A 19,024-nucleotide genomic window follows, 5' to 3' on the forward strand; every position below is an offset into this window, starting at 1 on the left:
TGATGTCAGCTGTCCGCCCATTTGGTCCTTGGATATCCACGTAGGCTTCTTCCAAAAATGGCACAGAAGCATGGTCCAAATACAAAGTGAACTTTTCCAGATCGAATTGCTCATCCGTCGGCACAATTTCATTAGGCGGACAGTAAGCAAGACAGGTTTCGGCATTTTTGGTGCCGGGCTGGGTGACAAAAATGCGCACACCCATACCTTTAACGTCCTGTTTTGAAATCAGTTCCGCAAGATAATCCCGCGCGGGGTCGGTCACAGTTACCACGGACATATTCTTAACTCGCTTTAGAATTTCATGACATTTTACGGCAGATGGCGGCAACATGAAAGACCAACCAAATTGGTTGGTCTTTATGCGGTATAATTACTTTCCGCTATTGCTCCAGTGCGGATTATCCAGCGTAAGAAGTACGCCAGAGGCGCAAAGTTTGCTATGATTTGCCGCCGAAAATTAACAGCAACGCCCTAGCGCCATTTTTACAGCGCTCAGTAGCCAGCAACGCCCGCGCCTGTTTTAAAACAATCGACGAAAGAGAAGCCCATGACTGACCGCACCACCCGCCTGAAACAACTGCACCAAGCCCTTAAAGAACGCATTGTAATTCTAGACGGCGGCATGGGCACCATGATCCAGCAACTGAAGTTGGACGAATCAGCATTTCGGGGTGAACGATTTGCCAATTACGCAAGCGATCTGCAGGGCAACAACGACCTGCTGAACCTGACCCAGCCCGCGCTTATGCGCAATATTCACGCAGATTACATGGATGCGGGCGCAGACATTATTGAAACCAACACATTCAACTCTTCACGTTTGTCGCAAGCGGATTATGGTCTGGAAGACATCGCCAAAGAGCTGAACGTGGCTGCCGCGCGAATGGCGCGAGAAATCGCCGATGAGTTTACTGCCAAAAACCCCGCGAAACCGCGCTTCGTGGCCGGCGCCGTAGGCCCCACGTCGCGCACCGCCTCGCTTTCACCGGATGTAAACAACCCGGGCTATCGCAACGTGGATTTCCAGGCCCTGGTGGATAACTACTACGAAGCGGTGGAAGGCCTGGTTGAAGGCGGTTGCGACCTGATTCTGATCGAAACCATTTTCGACACCCTGAACGCCAAAGCCGCCATTTACGCCACCCAGCAGTATTTTGAAGACAGTGGTATCGAGCTGCCCATCATGATTTCCGGCACCATTACCGATGCCTCTGGCCGCACTCTTTCTGGCCAGACCACCGAGGCTTTCTGGAATTCCATTGCCCATGCCAAACCCATCTCGGTCGGTCTGAACTGTGCCCTGGGCGCTGACGCCCTGCGGCCATACATAGAAGAGCTGTCCGCGAAAGCGGATACCTATGTGAGCGCCCACCCCAACGCCGGTCTGCCCAACGAATTCGGGGAGTACGACCAGACCCCGGAGGAAATGGCCGAAATCATCGAAGGCTTTGCCCGCGACGGTTTTCTTAACATTATTGGTGGCTGCTGCGGTTCGCGCCCAGACCATATTGAAGCCATTGCCAACGCCGTCGCCAAATACCCGCCACGGAAAATCGCGCAGCCGAAGCCGGCACTGCGCCTGTCGGGCCTGGAACCGTTTACCGGCGATGAACACACCCTGTTCATCAATGTGGGTGAGCGTACCAACGTCACTGGTTCCAAGCGTTTTTTACGCCTGATCAAAGAAGAACGCTACGAAGAAGCTCTAAGCGTGGCACGAGACCAGGTTGAGAATGGCGCGCAAATCATTGATATCAACATGGACGAAGGCCTGTTGGATTCGAAAGAGGTGATGGTCACCTTTTTGAACCTGGTGGCTTCAGAGCCAGACATCTGCCGCGTACCCATCATGATTGACTCCTCCAAGTGGGAAGTCATCGAAGCCGGTTTACGCTGCATTCAGGGCAAGGCCGTGGTGAACTCCATCAGCCTGAAAGAAGGCGAGGAAGAATTCTTCAAGCGAGCCCGGGACTGCATGCGCTACGGCGCCGCCGTGGTGGTTATGGCGTTTGACGAAAAAGGCCAAGCCGACACCTTCAAGCGTAAAACTGAAATCTGCAAACGCTCTTATGACGCACTGATGAGCATTGGTTTTAAACCGGGCGACATTATTTTTGACCCGAATATTTTTGCCATTGCCACCGGCATTGAAGAACACAACAACTACGCGGTGGACTTCATAAACGGCTGCCGCTGGATTCGCGCCAACCTTCCCCACGCCTCGATTTCCGGCGGTGTCAGTAACGTTTCGTTCTCGTTCCGCGGCAACGACGTGGTGCGCGAAACTATCCACTCGGTATTCTTGTACCACGCTATAAAAGCCGGCCTGAATATGGGCATCGTCAACCCCGGCCAGCTGGTGATTTATGACGACATTGAAGCGGAACTGAAAGAAGCGGTAGAAGATGTAGTGCTGAATCGCCGCGAAGACTCTACCGACCGCCTGCTGGAACTTGCCGAGCGCTTCAAAGGCCAGGGTGTAAAAACCCCGGAAGAAGACTTGGCATGGCGTGACCTGCCGGTCAAAAAACGCCTGGAACACGCCTTGGTGAAAGGCATTACCAGCCACATCATTGAAGACACTGAAGCCTGCCGGCAAGAAGCGGATCGCCCCATCCACGTGATTGAAGGCCCGTTGATGGACGGCATGAACGTGGTTGGCGATCTGTTTGGCGACGGCAAGATGTTCCTGCCTCAGGTGGTCAAAAGCGCCCGGGTTATGAAGCAGGCGGTAGCCCACCTGATTCCGTTTATTGAAGCGGAAAAATCCGGAGGCCAACAGGCCAAGGGCAAAATCCTGATGGCCACGGTGAAGGGCGATGTGCACGACATCGGCAAAAACATTGTGGGTGTGGTGCTGCAGTGCAACAACTACGAAGTGATCGACATGGGCGTTATGGTGCCCTGCGACAAAATTTTGGCCGCGGCGAAAGAGCACAACGTGGACATTATTGGCCTTAGCGGGCTGATCACGCCGTCACTGGACGAAATGGTGCACGTAGCCCGTGAGATGCAGCGTCTGGATTTTCACCTGCCACTGATGATCGGCGGCGCTACGACCTCCAAAGCCCACACCGCAGTGAAAATTGAGCCGCACTATAAAAACGACATCGCCCTTTACGTGTCAGACGCCTCGCGCTGCGTTAACGTGGCCTCAAAACTGCTGAGTAAAACCGCCAAACCTGACCTGGTAAAAGCGGCCCGGGCGGAGTACGACGAAATCCGCGAACGCCGCAAAAACCGTAGCGAGCGCACTAAACTGGTGTCGTTGAAGGAAGCTCGCGACCGCGCGCCGGAGATCGACTTTGACAATTACGTGCCCCCCAAGCCGGCCTTTCTGGGCGCCCGCTTGTTCGAAGAATACGATCTGAACGAACTGGTGCCTTACATTGACTGGACACCATTCTTTATTTCCTGGGATATCGCGGGCAAATATCCGCAGATTTTTGACGATCCAAAGCGCGGTGAAGTCGCCAAAACCCTGTTCGACGAAGCTCAGGTTATTCTTCGCAAAATGATTGATGAAAAGCGCGTAACCGCATGTGGTATAGCTGGTTTCTGGCCGGCGAACCGTCGTGGCGATGACGTTGTTGTGTACACCGATGAAAGCCGCACTGAAGAGCTCGCCGTGCTGCACCACCTGCGTCAGCAAGATGAAAAGGCACCCGGAAAGCCGATGATGGCGCTGTCAGACTTCGTGGCTGCTAAAGGCTATGAACACCCTGATTACGTAGGTGGCTTCGCGGTCACCACCGGCATCGGCGCTGAAGAAATGTCTAATGAGTACAGAGACGCCAACGACGACTACAACGCCATTATGGTAAAAGCCCTGGCAGATCGCCTGGCAGAAGCCTTCGCCGAGCGTCTGCACGAGCGCGTGCGCACTGAGTTCTGGGGCTACGCCAGTGACGAGAGCATGGACACCGCCGCGCTGATCAAAGAGCGCTATCAAGGTATTCGCCCGGCACCCGGCTATCCCGCCTGCCCTGACCACATTGAAAAGGCCACACTGTTTACCCTGCTGGACGCAACCGCCAAAACCGGCATCACCCTGACCGAGCACTTTGCCATGTTCCCGGCCGCTGCGGTCTCTGGCTGGTACTTTTCGCATCCGCAGTCCAAATACTTTGCCGTAGGTCGCATTGGCGTAGATCAAGTTGAAGACTATGCTGATCGTACCGGCCAAACCAAAGCCGAAGCCGAACGCTGGTTACAACCCAGCTTGGCGTACGATCCAGCGGAATAACGCTCTGATGTAAACAGCGGAGACCGGCTATGGACACAAAAGGCAATAATGAAACCGCTCAGCCCGGCAGCAAAGCGCTGCCGCGGCCGAGCTTCTTGAAAGTGATGCAGAGTATTTTGGCGGGCGCTCTGGGCGTTCAATCCAGCAAGCGCCACCAAGAAGATTTTGCCAACCCCAGCCCGTGGGCCTACATTGTTGGCGGGATACTGTTTACCACCTTGTTGATTGGCGGCTTGGTACTTCTGGTGAATGTGGTGCTGGCCAGCACCTGATCGCTTAAATCCAATGGCACCTACTGGCCAGAAACCCAAATCACCGCAAAAACGACCGCAAGTGTTATCAACACAACGGCTGCAATGGCGTCTGCCTGGCTATCACTGCGTACAGATTTACTCATATCCACTTCCCCGTGCTTAACTGTGAGAATAATTTCCCACAGTTAAGCACGAATTGCGCTATTTGCCACTCTCGGGATTAATTATCTGTGTTCCAACACAATCTTGCCGCTGGATTTGCCTGCCAGAAAGGCTTCCAGTGCGCTGGCAAGATCACTGCGTCCAATGACCTTGGCCGACTTTTCCGTTTGCGGACAGCCCCAAGGGCCAGCGAGTTTGTCCCAAATGACTTGTTTATCCGCCAGCGGAATTTCTACCGAGTCGATACCCAATAGGTTCACGCCGCGCAATATGAACGGCAGCACGGTGGTAGGCAACTCAATGCCGGCCACCAGGCCGCAACAGCTAACAGATCCGCCGGGCTGTACCTGCTTCAGCAGTTCTGCCAGCGGCGCGCCACCTACAGTGTCCACCGCATTGGCAAACGCCGGTTTCAACATCGGTTTCTTTTGCGCCTCCAGTGCATCACGGCCCAAAATTTCAGCCGCACCCAAGGTGCGCAAAGTGTCTTCCTGCTCGGCTTTGCCGCTGATAGCCACCACGTCAAAACCCAGAACCGATAGAATTTCCACCGCCACGCTGCCTACAGCGCCGCTGGCGCCCGAAACAGCGACTTTGCCCTGCCCGGGTGCTGCGCCCATGGTTAGCAGCTTGTGAACGCTCAGGCCGGCCGTAAGCCCTGCGGTGCCATAGGTCATGGCGGTTTTTGCCATCCAGCCCTCAGGCATGGCAATACACCATGCTGCTGGCACGCGAATGTACTCGCCGAATCCGCCAGCGGTGTTCATGCCCAAATCGTAACCGGTCACCAGCACCTGGCTGCCAACCGGGGGCGTGCCGGTTGCCGACTCAACCACTTCACCCGCGGCATCAATACCGGGTGTGTGAGGGAACTGTCGGGTAACGCCTTTATTGCCGGAGGCAGACAACGCGTCTTTGTAATTAAGTGATGAGTGGCTGACCCGGATCCACACGTCGCCAGCCGGCAAATCGGCTGTACTCAGCGTCGTTTCGCAGCCGCGATAACCGCCATCCTGCTCACTGACCTGCCAGGCCTGATAAGTCTGTCCATTTTGCTGCGGGTTGCTCTGAGATTCACTCATTGACGACTCCTGGTTTTGGGCACTGCAGGGCATTAACTACAGAACCTTTTTAATGCAAGTTCTGGTTGCGAAACACACTTAGCAAGCGCCAAACCGTATGCTCGACGGCGGCACTGGCTGCCAGCCCGAGCTTTTCCGGTAATGTGCGTTTGCGTTGATACGACACCAACACCAGCTCTGCGCGTTCTGCCGCCTCCAGTAAATACTCGTCTGAGGTTTGTATAACGTCAATCAGCTTTACGTCTAACGCACGGCGGCCAAACCAGATATCACCATTGGCAACCGCCGCCATGTCTAACTGGGGCCGCCGCTCACCTACGTAATCTTTGAACAGCTGATGGATGTCTTCAAGGTCTGCCAGAAATTTCTGACGGCCCTTATCGGTGTTTTCACCAAACACGGTCAACGTGCGTTTGTGCTCACCCGCAGTCAATACTTCAAAGTCTACGTTGTTCTTTTTCAGCAACCGGTGCACGTTGGGCAGTTGCGCCACCACGCCGATGGAACCCAGAATCGCAAACGGCGACGCCACAATGCGGTCTGCTACACAGGCCATCATATAGCCACCGCTGGCGGCTACTTTGTCTACACACACGGTCAAATTCAGTCCTTTGGCGCGGATGCGGTCCAGTTGTGCTGCGGCCAGGCCGTAGGAATGCACCATTCCGCCGCCACTTTCCAGGCGCACCACCACTTCGTCATGTTCCGGCTTAGCCACACTGAGTACGGCCGTAATGGCACGGCGCAGGCCCTCGGTGTCACTGGCCTTTATGTCACCATCAAAATCCAGCACAAACACTCGAGTTTTGACTGCGTCGTCCGCGGTCTCGGCGGTGTCGCTTTTTGCGCTTTTAACTTTGGCTTTTACCTTTTCGGCTTTGCGCTCGGCTTTCTCTTCTTTTTTGCGCAACTTGGCGAAGGCTTTGCGATCGAGGTCCGTCATCAAACGCGCTTCAATGCCCTCGCGCAATTTACGGTAGTTGTCATTGAGTTTGCGGATGCGCAGTTCACCGTCTTCGTGTTCACTGCTTTTCTCCCGCTGGGCGGCGGAGATAATCAGGGTAATAATCACCACCACAGCCAGCACCAAGGTAACGGCTTTCGCAAGGAAAAGACCATAGTCTGCAAGGAATTCCAAAGGGTTTCTCCCGTAGGTTCAGATAAGCAGACAAGTGTAACCCAGAGCTCATCGGGTGATAACCCGGGCATAAATTAAAACAATCGTTTGAACGCACTTGACAGCTGTCGCTACCGGCCATAAAGTCAGGAAATGAGTCGGGCTGTGTCGCCGTCATCACAACCATTTAAAGGGTAATTTTATGTCCGTAGAACAAATCTTTGAAAAGCTGGAACAGAGTTTTAACGCCGAAGCCGCGCAAGGTCTGGACCTGGTTTTTCAGTTCGATATTGAAGACGACAAAACCTACCACCTGGTGATTAACGACGGCACCTGCAAGCTACACGAAGGCGCCCACGACGACCCTTCCGTTACCCTGATCATGAATTCCGAAACCTTGGAAGACGTCGTTTCTGGTGAAACAGACGGCATGCAGGCGTTCATGGCTGGCCAACTGCGCGCCGAAGGCGACATGATGCTGGCTACCAAACTCGGCGACCTGTTTAACATGGGCTGAGTCTGTCCGCGTTTAAAAAAACCTGCCATGTCGGCAGGTTTTTTTCGCTCCGGGTTTGCTAGGTCGTCGGTTTTAAAGACGAACTTCGTCCAAAGACGTTTTCGCCAGGCGCAACACGTCGGCATTTCCGGGCTCGTGCTTGCCAATGTTGCCAATGTAGTATTCGAGGGATGTCAAAGCATCCGCCATGGCTTCCAGTACCTGTTCAGATGGCGGCTCGCTGTTGTCCAAAAGCTGGTGCTGTATGGCACCACCAACACGTTGCAGCACTTCGGCGGCATCCGGGTCGTTAATCATCACCAGTCCACCCCAAATGGTGTGCAGGGTGGTGGGCACGTTAGCCAGGTGCAGTTTGTCGTAATCCGATTCAATGAACGCTGTGATCGCTCGTTTGGCCAGAGTCAGCGCGCTACGGGCTTCGTCCGCCACCACCCACACGGCTTCGCGCAGGCACAGTGACTCTTCACGGCTATCAGACGGGTTAACGCTTGCCAGATCTGCATCGTTGGTAATGCCACGATTGGCAATCTGCAACACAACTTCTTCGATACCAAGCACAGAGTCCGCCAGACTGTGCAGTTCGGTTTCGTCTGGCAGACGCGATTCGTGCTCCAGCTGGCGCAACTTAATGGCTTCCTTGTTAGCGGTTGCTGCCAAACGCTTCAAATCCAACATCACCAGCGTGTTAGCCAACTTTTCCAGGATTTCGGCAATCAATCCCAGTTCAGCCAAGTCCGGTTCGATACCACGCTCAATGATGTCCAGCTTGTCTTTTAGTTGGTTCAGCTCATCCTGCATTGCTTCTGACAAGGACTTGAGCACATCACTGCCCGGGCCGTAAAGTTTGCGGGAATGAGATTCCAGAATGGCGTCCGAAAATTCTGCAGGCGCCAGGCGAAAGGCCTGAAGCACCTGCGCGACTTCGGGATTGGCCGAGCCACTGCAATGCAGCAGGTACACCAGATCGGTAAGCAAGTCGTCAGGTATTGGTTTATTGGCAGAATCAGCACCCACGTAAACCAGTTGGCGGGCGTATTTTTCAATCGCCATGAACAGGCGTTTACGCGCCTTGGAAAACAGCATTGCACGGTCAAGCATGGTATCGGCAACAATTTCCACCAGGCACCATAGTTGCCCCTGGGGTTTTCCGTTGCACAGCCGCGCAAAACCACGAGCGGCACGGCTGATGAGCTTCTTTGTTACTGCGTCGTTGCGTTCGTGCAAAATGCCCAGCAGCGCCACTTGATAGGTCAAGCGCATGCGCCGGGCCATAATGTCGTAATCGCTGGTGTCGTCGTCGGCGACAGGCCGCAGTTTCATGCCTTTGCAAAAGTCTGGGCGTTGCGCAAGGTCGAGCTTGAAATGCCAGGATTCCGGGTAAACAGCTTCTTTGCGCGCTTCGCGCAGTTCGTTGATCACCGGTAACAGCAGGTTGGGGTGGTCCTGGCGCTGATGGTGGTGGTATTCCACGTATCGGCGCAGTACGAATAAAGCTTTGTTGAGCGTGGTTAACAGAATATTCTTGTCGGTGGTTGCACCAACTGGAACGTTATTGCAGGTACTTACCGCCTCCTCGCACAGCAAGGTTCCGCCACGCAGCTCCACCAGTGTGAAGGTGCCCCGCAGCTGGTTCAGACAGTCCAGGCAGTTTTGCAGATCTTCGTCACTCTCCCGGTTTTCCTGAAAGCGCGCAAGGCCGTTTTCAGCCTGCCGGATGGTTTGCTCGATTTCACTTTTAACGAGATCGAATGACTGCGATTTCGTTGCCAGAGACGATTGCACCATAACTTACGCTTCCCTGTTGACCCTGCGGTGGCACCGCACGCTTTTTAACCGGTTACATCAAAAAATGTAGTAACTCCCATCAGTTATAACACAATTTTCACGCCACTCAACCAAGGCGTCAGGGCCAGGTAATTTCTTTCTACCCAGCTTGCTACGCAGTTCCTGACGCAGTTCTCATTCTGCACCCAGAACCTGGCTCCACACAGTCGAGCCGGCTTTTTTTTCCATCATCGCCATAAACTCGCGATGGGCCAGATCTTCATCTGCACTGGCACGAATCACCTGCAGTGCCTCGCGGGCGGCCTGCACCCGGCGGATACCATCGCCGTGGGCACCCTCACCCGAGCCGGCATCCAGCAACAGCGCGGTTTGGCCGCCCGTTAACAGCAAGTACACATCGGCTAGAATCTCCGCATCCAGCAGAGCGCCGTGCAATTCGCGATTGCTGTTGTCTACCCCGTAGCGTTTGCACAGCGCGTTCAGGTTGTTTTTTTGACCGGGGTGGCGCTTGCGGGCGATGGCCAGAGTATCAACAATTCCACAGTGTTCGGCGGTTTTACGGCCGCCGTCAAGACGGCCAAATTCGGCGTCCATAAAGCCGACGTCAAATGCCGCGTTGTGGATCACCAGCTCCGCGCCGCGGATAAACTCGAAAAATTCGTCAGCAACAACCGCAAACAGTGGTTTGTCGGCCAGAAACTCGTTGGTGATGCCGTGTATGGCAACGGCTTCGGCTTCTACTTCGCGGCCAGGATTTACGTAAACATGATAGTTGCGCCCGGTTAACGTCCGCTCAACCAGCTCTACGCAGCCAATTTCGATAATTCGGTGACCTTCGTTGGGGTCAATACCAGTGGTTTCGGTATCCAGTACAATTTGTCGCATGCAGTTACCCTTTACCCTTTTATGCTGAGCCAGTTAACCGGTCAGCTCTTCAACGCCTTGGTTGGCCAGCTGGTCGGCCAGTTCGTTATCCGGCACGCCGGCGTGCCCTTTCACCCAGTGCCAGTTTACCCGGTGGCGCTCGCTTTGTTCATCCAGGGCTTTCCAAAGATCGTCATTTTTAACCGGCTTTTTAGCCGCTGTTTTCCAACCGTTGCGTTTCCAGCCGGCCAGCCACTCGGTGATGCCTTTGCGCACGTACTGGGAGTCGGTATATAGCTCTACGTCACAATCACGCTTCAACGCTTTCAGCCCTTCAATCGCGGCCATCAGCTCCATGCGGTTATTGGTGGTGTGCTGCTCGCCACCGTGCAAGGTTTTGCAAACCTCGCCCCAGCGCAGCACCACTCCCCAACCGCCGCGCCCGGGGTTGCCCTTGCAGGCGCCGTCAGTGTACATAATCACGTTACCGCTCATTCACTCTCCTGATGATTCTGATGGCTCGTACGCGCCACTCCCACCGGCCGGTTACCCGCCAGGCGTATAACCTTCCGTTTACTCCACGCACGGCGGCCAGGCGTGCGGGCCAGTTCGCGTTTGCGCGCAAGGATACAGTAATAAGCGCCGCCCGGCATGAATCCGCTAGGCTGCCACTTTACCGGATTGCGTGCACAGCGCTGTAACGGTAAACCGTAAAAGCGGGTCACCGAATGTTCTATTTGAAAGCCCAATAACCGCAACCAGTCCTCCATTCGCCCCGCTGGCATAAAACGCCCGCCCCAAGGACCGCCCGACGGCCTGCCGAAGCGCCCGGACAAAAGTCGGCGCAGCCCCCAAACACTGAACGGATTAAAACCGGTAATAGCGATGCAGCCCTCCCCCCTTAACACCCTCGCTGACTCCCGCAGCACCTGATGGGGGTAACGGGAAAAATCCGCCGTGTGGGGCAAAATAACCAGATCCATCGAATCGCCGGGAAATGGCAGTTCATCCGCGTCGCAAACCGCAACCCCGCCAGGAATATCCGAATGCCATTGCGGCACGGTAATAATTCGTTGCAAAAAGTCGGTGCCGGTAGCCAGCGGCAGGCGATGGCTGACGCCGACCTGCAACTGACGGGCGCCGGTGTGGCTGGCCAATTTGTGGTCCAGGTACTGGCGCTGATCGGCCAGCAGAGCCCGGCCAAGCGGAGTCTGGAACCAGTGCTCGAAGCTGTCATGGCGCGCCTGGTAATCAATAGCTTCTTCGAGTTTCACTATACTGCTGCTCCTGTTAGCCCTGCTTTTTAACCCCACTTTTAAACTCTAAAGCTAAGCCGGCGCACGCCACCCAGGCCTGCAAGTTTTGGGGTAAAACGATGAATGCTTTATCATAGCAGCCACATTGGCTAAGCACATGGGTGGGTTATGTTGACGATTTCTGCAATACCGGCGTTCAATGACAACTATATATGGTGCATCGCTGACCCGCACCGGCACAACGCCCTGATCGTGGACCCAGGCCAGGCGCAACCGGTTCTGGACCACTTGGCGCAACAGGGCCTGGCGCTCACCGCCATTCTAATCACCCACCACCACCCTGATCACGTTGGCGGCGTAAAAGCGCTGCGCGAAGCGTATCCCGACTGCCGGATAATTGGTCCGGCCGACAGCCCGTTCAAAGGCAGCACAAACCCCATCCATCCTGGCGACACCGCGCTCTGGGAGGGCATTACTTTCACCAGCATGGCGGTCCCGGGCCACACGCTGGACCATATCGCCTTTTTTACCGACGACACAGCCATAACCGGGCGACCGCTGCTGTTCGCCGGCGATACTCTGTTCGTTTCGGGTTGTGGCCGGCTCTTTGAAGGAGCACCGGCGCAGATGCGACAATCCTTGGAAAGCCTGCGTCAGTTGCCTGACAACACGGCCGTTTATTGCGGTCACGAGTACACCCTGGCGAATCTCAGGTTTGCCCGCAGCTGGTTGCCACAATCAAGTGCCCTGGTTGAGTTTGAACAGCAATGCGAGCAGGCACGGGCGAACAACAAGGCAACAGTGCCATCCACCCTGGCTGAGGAAAAACGCCTGAACCTGTTTCTGCGTTGGGACGATCCAGACGTGATTCATGTCGCAAAAATCTATGCTAGTGAGCACAAACTACCCATAAACAGCCCAGACGACGTATTCGCCGCGATTCGTCACAGCAAGGATCACTTTCGCGGCTAACAGATCAAGATAAGGACAGATTTGAAATCTGTCCCAGGCGTGAGGTTCGGCAAGATAGTGACAGATTTAAAATCTGTCCCTGGTTCGTGGTTCTTGGCTCGGCAAGACTAGGTGCAGATATAAAATCTATCCCCAGTTTGTGCGATCTTCTCGCAGCGGTAACAATCGGTTTCTTGACCACTGGTAAACCACACCCATAAAATCCCCTTACTTTATTATTCGCAGCCAAAATCGCCGGGCACAATTTGCCATCGATTTGGCCCGCTATTTTCTCGGAACGTGTGTTTATGTCGCCCAACCGATTATTAACTTGCCTGTTTAGCGCCGCTCTTATTGCCGGTTGCGCCAGTGAACGCTCCGTCAGTAGCGCTGATAACCCTCTCGATTCCACACATGTAGCCGTCGCCAGCGGTGATGACGACCTTAAAGAGGCGGTCATCAAAGGCCAAGCCGATGCCAGCCAAGATGATCCGCTAGACGATGCCATTGCCCCGGAGCTAAAGGTCCAGGCCAGAACCGCCCGAAGTAAGCTAAACGCCGCCAATATTGAACAGCCCGCAACGCTAGCCGATAACGCTCTTGAAAACGGGTTCAAGACCGAGAGCACCGATTTGTGGCAACGCCTGCGGGACGGCTTTGCGCTGGATCATGACGTAGACCAACCGCGTCTGGAACAGCAACTGGCCTGGTTTGCCAGTCACCCTCGCTACATTGAACGGGTGATGGAGCGCGGTAGCCGCTACTTTCACTACATCATCAGCGAGACCGAACGCCGTGGCCTGCCCACAGAACTGGCCCTGCTGCCCATTGTAGAAAGTGCGTTTGATCCGTTCGCCTACTCCCACGGCCGCGCCGCCGGGCTCTGGCAGTTTGTACCGGCCACCGGAAAATACTTCGGCTTAACCCAAAGCTGGTGGCACGATGACCGCCGCGATGTCATCGCTGCTACCGACGCTGCTCTAACCTACCTCGAACGCCTGAGCAAACGCTTTGACGGCGACTACACACTTGCGCTGGCTGCGTACAACAGCGGCGGCGGCACTGTTTCCAGCGCCATACGCCGCAATACAAACGCTGACAAACCAACGGATTTCTGGTCGCTGAAGCTGCCGAAAGAAACCCGCCACTACGTACCAAAGCTACTGGCTCTGGCGAAAATCTTCGCCGATCCGCAAGCTTATGGTATCGATTTGCCAGCATTGGCCAACGAGCCTTACTTCGCCGTGGTTGAAACCGGCTCGCAGCTAGACCTGGCCAAAGCCGCCGAACTGGCCGCGACCGATATAGACGAAATGTACCTGCTAAATCCGTCTTTTAACCGCTGGGCCACCAACCCCGATGGCCCGCACCGTCTGTTGGTGCCCGTGGCCAGCGCGGAACGCTTTCGCAAGGCCCTGAAAACCTACCCGGTCAATCAACGTGTGTCCTGGCGCAACTACAGGGTGCGTTCCGGGGATAGCCTAAGCACCATAGCCCAGCGTTTTGAAACCACCGCACCGGTCATCCGCAAGCTTAATGAACTCAACGGCGACACAATCCGTATCGGCCAGCGCCTGATGATCCCATCCGCAACCGGCGACAGCGAAACCTATGCCCTAAGCGCCGCCCAGCGTCTGGAAAAGAAACAGTCGCGGCCGCGTGATGGCGACAAAGTCAGCTACCACGTTCGGCCCGGGGACACCTTCTGGGATATCGCCCGAGAACACCGGGTGAAAGTGCGTGAACTGGCTGCCTGGAACAGCATGGCACCCGGCGACCCACTGATCCCGGGCAAGAAGCTCGTGATCTGGTCGCAAAACGCCGAAACCACGGTGGCCAGTTCTGATTCCAGTGCCAGTGCGCGGATCAAAGCCCTGGTGCGCAAAGTCGGCTACAGCGTTCGCAAAGGTGATTCACTGGCGGCCATTGCCGGGCGCTTTTCGGTAAATATCAGCGATATTGCTGGTTGGAATGACCTAAATACCGAGCATTATCTGCAACCTGGACAAAGTCTGGTACTCTACGTGGACATCCGTAATAGCCCATAACCGGGTCACCATGAAAGTGGTTAAAACAACAAAGGTACCCGTCAACTACCCCGCCGTGAACGACGGGGCTTGTAGAGAACACCCTACACGCCAAGTTGACCAGGGAAAGCGGACACCAACCCGCTACGTTTACCACAGGTCGTTAAGACCCACTCCGGTGTGCTACCTCAGCACCGGACACTGGAAAACAGGGATCACGCTGGCGAAAGGCAAAGCGCCAAAAGTCTCAGTTGCCGCGCAAGCGGGAGCCGGTGGTAGACATTCCCGAGGGGAGAGAGGTTTCGGCCTCCGACACCAGACCCGTAAGGGTGATTATTGGAAAACGATATGGCTGTTTTTGTACTCGACAGACAAAAGAACCCACTGATGCCGTGCTCGGAAAAACGAGCCCGGCTCCTGCTGACCCGCAAACGAGCGGTGGTGGTGCGAGTGTATCCGTTCAGCATTCGCTTGAAAGACCGCACTGGCGGTACTGTCCAGAAAGTCGTGCTCAAAATCGACCCTGGCAGCAAAGAAACCGGCTTAGCGGTGTCCAGAGTCAGCGCCCAAGGGGAGCATGTATTGTGCTTAATCGAGCTGATTCACCGTGGCCGCCAGATCCGCAAAGCACTGGATCAGCGCCGGGGATGTCGGCGCAGGCGCCGGAGTCAGCTGCGCTATCGGGCGCCCCGATTCAACAACCGGACAAAGCCAAAAGGTTGGCTAGCGCCCAGCCTTCAACATCGAGTGGATACCACCACCAGTGTCATCAAACGCCTTTGCGCCTTGGTGCCGGTCACGTCGATCAGCCAAGAACTGGTGCGGTTTGACCTGCAACAGATGGAGAATCCCGAGATCAGCGGCGTTGAGTATCAGCAAGGTACCTTGTTAGGCTATGAAGTTCGGGAGTATTTGCTGGAAAAATGGGGTCGCGAATGCGCTTATTGCACTGTGACCGACACACCGCTGGAAATCGAACACATTGTTTCAAAAGCCAACGGCGGTTCAAACCGAATCAGTAACCTGACCATTGCCTGTCACGACTGCAATCAGGAGAAAGGTTCTCAAACCCTGGCCGATTTTTTCCAAACCTCCAAGCGCCTAAAAGACAAACAACCTCGGCTAAGCCAAGTTTTGAGCCAGTGCAAACGCCCCTTGCGGGACGCCGCGGCGGTGAACTCAACCCGCTGGGCGCTGTTCCAGTCGCTGAAAAACACAGAGCTTCCCGTGAACGTCGGCACCGGAGGACAAACCAAGTTCAACCGTCAAAGACTCGGTATCCCCAAAACCCACGCCCTTGACGCAGCTTGTGTCGGCGTTGTCGAACAAGTGTTTGACTGGCAAAAAACCACGCTACGGATAAAAGCCACCGGGCGCGGCAGTTACAAACGCACACGCTTAACAAAACACGGCTTCCCTCGCGGTTACCTCATGCGAGAGAAATCAGTTCACGGATTCCAGACCGGCGATATGGTTCGAGCGATTGTCCCAACCTGCAAAAAGGAAGGCACCTGGCTAGGCCGGGTCGCCATCCGAAAAACCGGCAGCTTCAACATTCAAACCTCGGACGGAGCCGTTCAAGGCATTCATCACCGGCACTGCCGGCTCATGCAAAAAGCGGATGGCTACGGCTATCACCTACAACCCACACCACAAAAAGGAGAAGGGAAACAGGAAAGTCTGTCGTGCTAACGCACGACGCGCACTCCCTCCCCGACCTAAAAGGACGGGGTTTCCCGCGCAAAATCGATGATAAAAAAACGCTTGAGTGAATCATCGGCCAAGCCTTTTAACCACTTATTTTGCGCTGCTGCCATCGGCTTCGCCATGGTTACAGCGCCGCTAATGGCGCAAAACAGCGACGCACCTCCGGCATCAAACACCAGCCCGCAGCATGGCATCGCCATGCACGGTAAACCAAAATACCCAGCGAATTTTTCCCATTTCGACTACGTCAATCCCAGTGCCCCGAAAGGCGACACTTTGCGCCTTGCGGTAGTCGCCAACGGTTTTGACACCTTCAACCCGTTTCATTTGCGCGGAGTGGCGGCGGCCGGCATCAGTGGTTATCTTTACGACACCCTGATGGAGTCATCCGCCGACGAGCCGTTTTCGGCCTATGGCCTGATTGCCGAATCCATTGAAACACCCGCCGACCGCAGCTACGTGGTGTTCAACTTGCGCCCCGAAGCCCGTTTTCAAGACGGCGAACCGATTACCGCCGAAGACGTCGCATTTTCCTTCAACACGCTGGTTACCGAAGGCCATCCGTTTTTCCGCAACTACTACGCCGATGTCAGCAACGTAACCGTGGAAAGCCCCCGGCGTATACGATTTGATTTCGACACCACCAAAAACCGCGAATTACCGATGATTCTGGGGCAACTGCCCATATTGCCGGCACACTACTGGGCCGATCGCGAATTCGGCGACAGCGGCTTGACGCCTCCACTGGGAAGCGGCCCCTACCGGATTGCCGAATTCGATGCCGGGCGGTCAGTGACCTATGAACGGGTGAATGACTACTGGGCGAAAGATTTGGGCGTGCGCAAGGGCCGCTACAACTTCAACCAGATCCGCTATGACTACTATAATGACGACACAGTCGCCCTGGAGGCGTTTAAAGCCGGTAATTTTGATTTCCGTCTGGAGTCCTCCGCCAAAAACTGGGCTACCTCCTACACCGGGCAACGCTTCGAAAGCGGTGAAATTATCACCGAAACCATTGGCCACCAGCGGCCAGCCGGCATGCAGGGCTTTGTGTTCAATACTCGCAAGGCCATTTTCAGTGATCCCAGAGTGCGCAAAGCGCTGACCTACGCATTCGATTTTGAATGGGCCAACCAAAACCTGTTTTATGACCAGTACACTCGTAGCGACAGCTATTTCGCCAACAGTGATTTGGCGTCTTCAGGCTTGCCCGAGGGCCGCGAACTGGAAATTCTTGAGCCCTACCGCGATTCATTGCCGCCACGGGTGTTCGATCAAACCTATCAGCCTCCGGTGACCGACGGCCAACAAGGCTTGCGCGCCAACCTCAAGATTGCATTGGAAGAACTTCGCGCCGCCGGCTACAGCATCAAGAACGGCAAGATGGTACACAGCGAAACAGGAGAAACGCTGGCCTTTGAAGTGCTGTTGTTTCAGAAAACGTTTGAGCGGGTGGTATTGCCGTTCAAAAACAACCTGGCACGCCTGGGGGTAGACGTTACCGTACGCCTGGTAGACAGCAATCAGTACGTGCAGCGGGTTCGTTCGTTTGATTACGACATGACCACCCAAGTATTTGGCCAGTCTGACTCCCCCGGCAACGAGCAGCGCGACTACTGGCATTCCACCAGCGTAGACGTAAACGGCTCACGCAATTACGTTGGCGTGAATAACCCGGTGGTGGACGCATTGGTCGAGCAAGTGATTCAAGCGCCCGACCGCGAAGAACTGGTGTACCGCACCCGCGCCCTGGACCGGGTTTTGTTAAACAACTATTACGTGGTGCCACACTGGTATCTGGCCAGTGACCGAGTAGCCTACTGGTCTTATCTCAAGCATCCGGGACACGCTGCGAAAAACGGCGTCGACATCAACAATTGGTGGATAGAACGACAGTGATTGTGGTGGATAGAACGACAGTGGTTTCGCGATTTAGCAAAGTAGGCCACTAGCAGATGAGACACTAATGGGCGTTTACATTCTGCGCCGTCTGGCGCTGATCATCCCCACTCTGATCGGCATTATGCTGCTCAATTTCGTCATTGTTCAGGCGGCCCCGGGCGGCCCGATTGAACAAATGATTGCCCAAATGCAGGGCCACGGTGGCAACACCCTGGCCCGTGCCGGAGGCGGCGACAGCAGCGGCGAAGTCGTCACCAGCAACGATAGCCGGGGCAGCCGTGGTATTCCGGACGAATTGCTGAAAGAAATCGAAGTCATGTACGGCTTCGACAAGCCCGCCCATGAGCGCTTTTTCAAAATGTTCAAAGACTACGCCACTCTCGATTTCGGCGACTCGTTTTTCCGTGATAAAAGCGTGCTGGAACTGATTCTGGACAAAATGCCGGTGTCCATTTCCCTCGGGCTCTGGTCCACGCTTATTATCTATCTGATTTCTATTCCCCTGGGCATTCGCAAAGCGGTCAGTGACGGCTCACGCTTTGACGTATGGAGCAGTTCGGCAATTGTGATTGGCTATGCCATTCCCGGCTTCCTGTTTGCCATATTGCTGATCGTACTGTTTGCCGGCGGCAGCTACTATGACTGGTTCCCCCTGCGCGGGCTTACCTCCAGCAATTTCGACGAAATGACCTGGTATCAGCAGGTGGGCGACTATTTCTGGCACCTGGCGTTGCCTGTGACGGCCAATGTGATTGGCGGTTTTGCCACGCTCACCCTACTCACCAAGAACTCGTTTATGGATGAAATCGGCAAGCACTACGTGGTCACTGCCCGCGCAAAAGGCCTGGAAGAAAAACAGGTGCTTTACGGCCACGTCTTCCGCAACGCCATGCTGATTGTGATCGCCAGTCTGCCCGGGGTTCTGGTGTCGCTGTTTTTCACCGGATCCTTGCTGATTGAGGTTATCTTCTCCCTCGACGGTCTCGGACTATTGGGCTTTGAAGCGGCCCTGAACCGGGATTACCCGGTGATATTTGGCACCCTTTTCATATTCACTCTGATGGGCCTGTTGCTGAAGCTGATCAGCGATATCACTTACGTATTGGTAGACCCGCGCATCGATTTCGAAAGCCGGGAAGGTGCCTGAC

General features: G+C 55.1%; 14 protein-coding genes and 1 pseudogene. 8 read left to right on the forward strand and 7 right to left on the reverse strand.

The window, feature by feature from the left end; all coding sequences use genetic code 11:
- Positions 1-280, reverse strand: a pseudogene (locus MELB17_RS14470) (iron-sulfur cluster biosynthesis family protein); the annotation flags it as partial.
- Between the two features lie 270 nt (positions 281-550).
- On the opposite strand from MELB17_RS14470, the gene metH reads away from it, so the two are divergent.
- Both metH and MELB17_RS14480 read left to right on the forward strand, forming a co-directional pair.
- Complete coding sequence (gene metH / locus MELB17_RS14475; RefSeq protein WP_007351031.1) at positions 551-4,249, forward strand: methionine synthase; 3,699 nt, start codon at positions 551-553, stop codon at positions 4,247-4,249.
- A gap of 29 nt (positions 4,250-4,278) precedes the next feature.
- Positions 4,279-4,521, forward strand: coding sequence for a DUF2970 domain-containing protein (locus MELB17_RS14480; RefSeq protein ID WP_007351032.1), 243 nt, complete (start codon positions 4,279-4,281; stop codon positions 4,519-4,521).
- Positions 4,522-4,727: 206 nt separating this feature from the next.
- Here the strand turns inward: MELB17_RS14480 and MELB17_RS14485 are convergent, their stop codons facing one another.
- Positions 4,728-5,747, reverse strand: a complete 1,020-nt coding sequence (locus MELB17_RS14485; protein ID WP_007351034.1) for a YhdH/YhfP family quinone oxidoreductase — start codon at positions 5,745-5,747, stop codon at positions 4,728-4,730.
- A 49-nt stretch (positions 5,748-5,796) separates the two neighbouring features.
- The gene (gene sohB, locus MELB17_RS14490) at positions 5,797-6,885 is read right to left on the reverse strand and encodes a protease SohB (protein WP_007351035.1); all 1,089 of its coding nucleotides are present in this window, start codon (positions 6,883-6,885) and stop codon (positions 5,797-5,799) included.
- Between the two features lie 181 nt (positions 6,886-7,066).
- Here sohB and MELB17_RS14495 point away from each other — a divergent pair, with 181 nt between their 5' ends.
- Positions 7,067-7,381 carry an SCP2 sterol-binding domain-containing protein gene (locus tag MELB17_RS14495; protein ID WP_007351036.1) on the forward strand — a complete coding sequence of 105 codons (315 nt, stop codon included), beginning with the start codon at positions 7,067-7,069 and terminating at the stop codon, positions 7,379-7,381.
- A gap of 72 nt (positions 7,382-7,453) precedes the next feature.
- On the opposite strand, the gene MELB17_RS14500 is transcribed toward MELB17_RS14495, so the two are convergent.
- The 4 genes from MELB17_RS14500 to MELB17_RS14515 form a co-directional block, all read right to left on the reverse strand.
- Positions 7,454-9,166, reverse strand: coding sequence for a hypothetical protein (locus MELB17_RS14500; protein WP_007351037.1), 1,713 nt, complete (start codon positions 9,164-9,166; stop codon positions 7,454-7,456).
- Between the two features lie 174 nt (positions 9,167-9,340).
- The gene (gene dnaQ, locus MELB17_RS14505; protein ID WP_007351038.1) at positions 9,341-10,051 is read right to left on the reverse strand and encodes a DNA polymerase III subunit epsilon; all 711 of its coding nucleotides are present in this window, start codon (positions 10,049-10,051) and stop codon (positions 9,341-9,343) included.
- A 33-nt stretch (positions 10,052-10,084) separates the two neighbouring features.
- Positions 10,085-10,525, reverse strand: a complete 441-nt coding sequence (gene rnhA, locus MELB17_RS14510; RefSeq protein WP_007351039.1) for a ribonuclease HI — start codon at positions 10,523-10,525, stop codon at positions 10,085-10,087.
- Complete coding sequence (locus tag MELB17_RS14515) at positions 10,522-11,304, reverse strand: class I SAM-dependent methyltransferase (protein ID WP_007351040.1); 783 nt, start codon at positions 11,302-11,304, stop codon at positions 10,522-10,524. The genes rnhA and MELB17_RS14515 overlap by 4 nt, the downstream gene beginning before the upstream one ends.
- A 150-nt stretch (positions 11,305-11,454) precedes the next feature.
- Between MELB17_RS14515 and gloB the strand changes: the two genes are divergently transcribed.
- From gloB to MELB17_RS14540, 5 genes are all read left to right on the forward strand, one after another.
- Complete coding sequence (gloB, locus tag MELB17_RS14520; protein ID WP_007351041.1) at positions 11,455-12,258, forward strand: hydroxyacylglutathione hydrolase; 804 nt, start codon at positions 11,455-11,457, stop codon at positions 12,256-12,258.
- A gap of 287 nt (positions 12,259-12,545) precedes the next feature.
- Entirely contained in the window at positions 12,546-14,285 is a 1,740-nt protein-coding gene (locus MELB17_RS14525; protein WP_007351042.1) for a LysM peptidoglycan-binding domain-containing protein, read from the forward strand.
- 327 nt (positions 14,286-14,612) lie between these two features.
- Positions 14,613-15,956, forward strand: a complete 1,344-nt coding sequence (gene iscB / locus MELB17_RS14530; protein WP_083796401.1) for an RNA-guided endonuclease IscB — start codon at positions 14,613-14,615, stop codon at positions 15,954-15,956.
- A 153-nt stretch (positions 15,957-16,109) separates the two neighbouring features.
- Positions 16,110-17,873, forward strand: coding sequence for an extracellular solute-binding protein (locus tag MELB17_RS14535; protein ID WP_227498922.1), 1,764 nt, complete (start codon positions 16,110-16,112; stop codon positions 17,871-17,873).
- 67 nt (positions 17,874-17,940) lie between these two features.
- Entirely contained in the window at positions 17,941-19,023 is a 1,083-nt protein-coding gene (locus MELB17_RS14540) for a microcin C ABC transporter permease YejB (protein WP_007351045.1), read from the forward strand.
- Position 19,024 lies beyond the last annotated feature (1 nt).

It is taken from the genome of Marinobacter sp. ELB17 (genome assembly GCF_000169375.1).
GTDB lineage: Bacteria > Pseudomonadota > Gammaproteobacteria > Pseudomonadales > Oleiphilaceae > Marinobacter.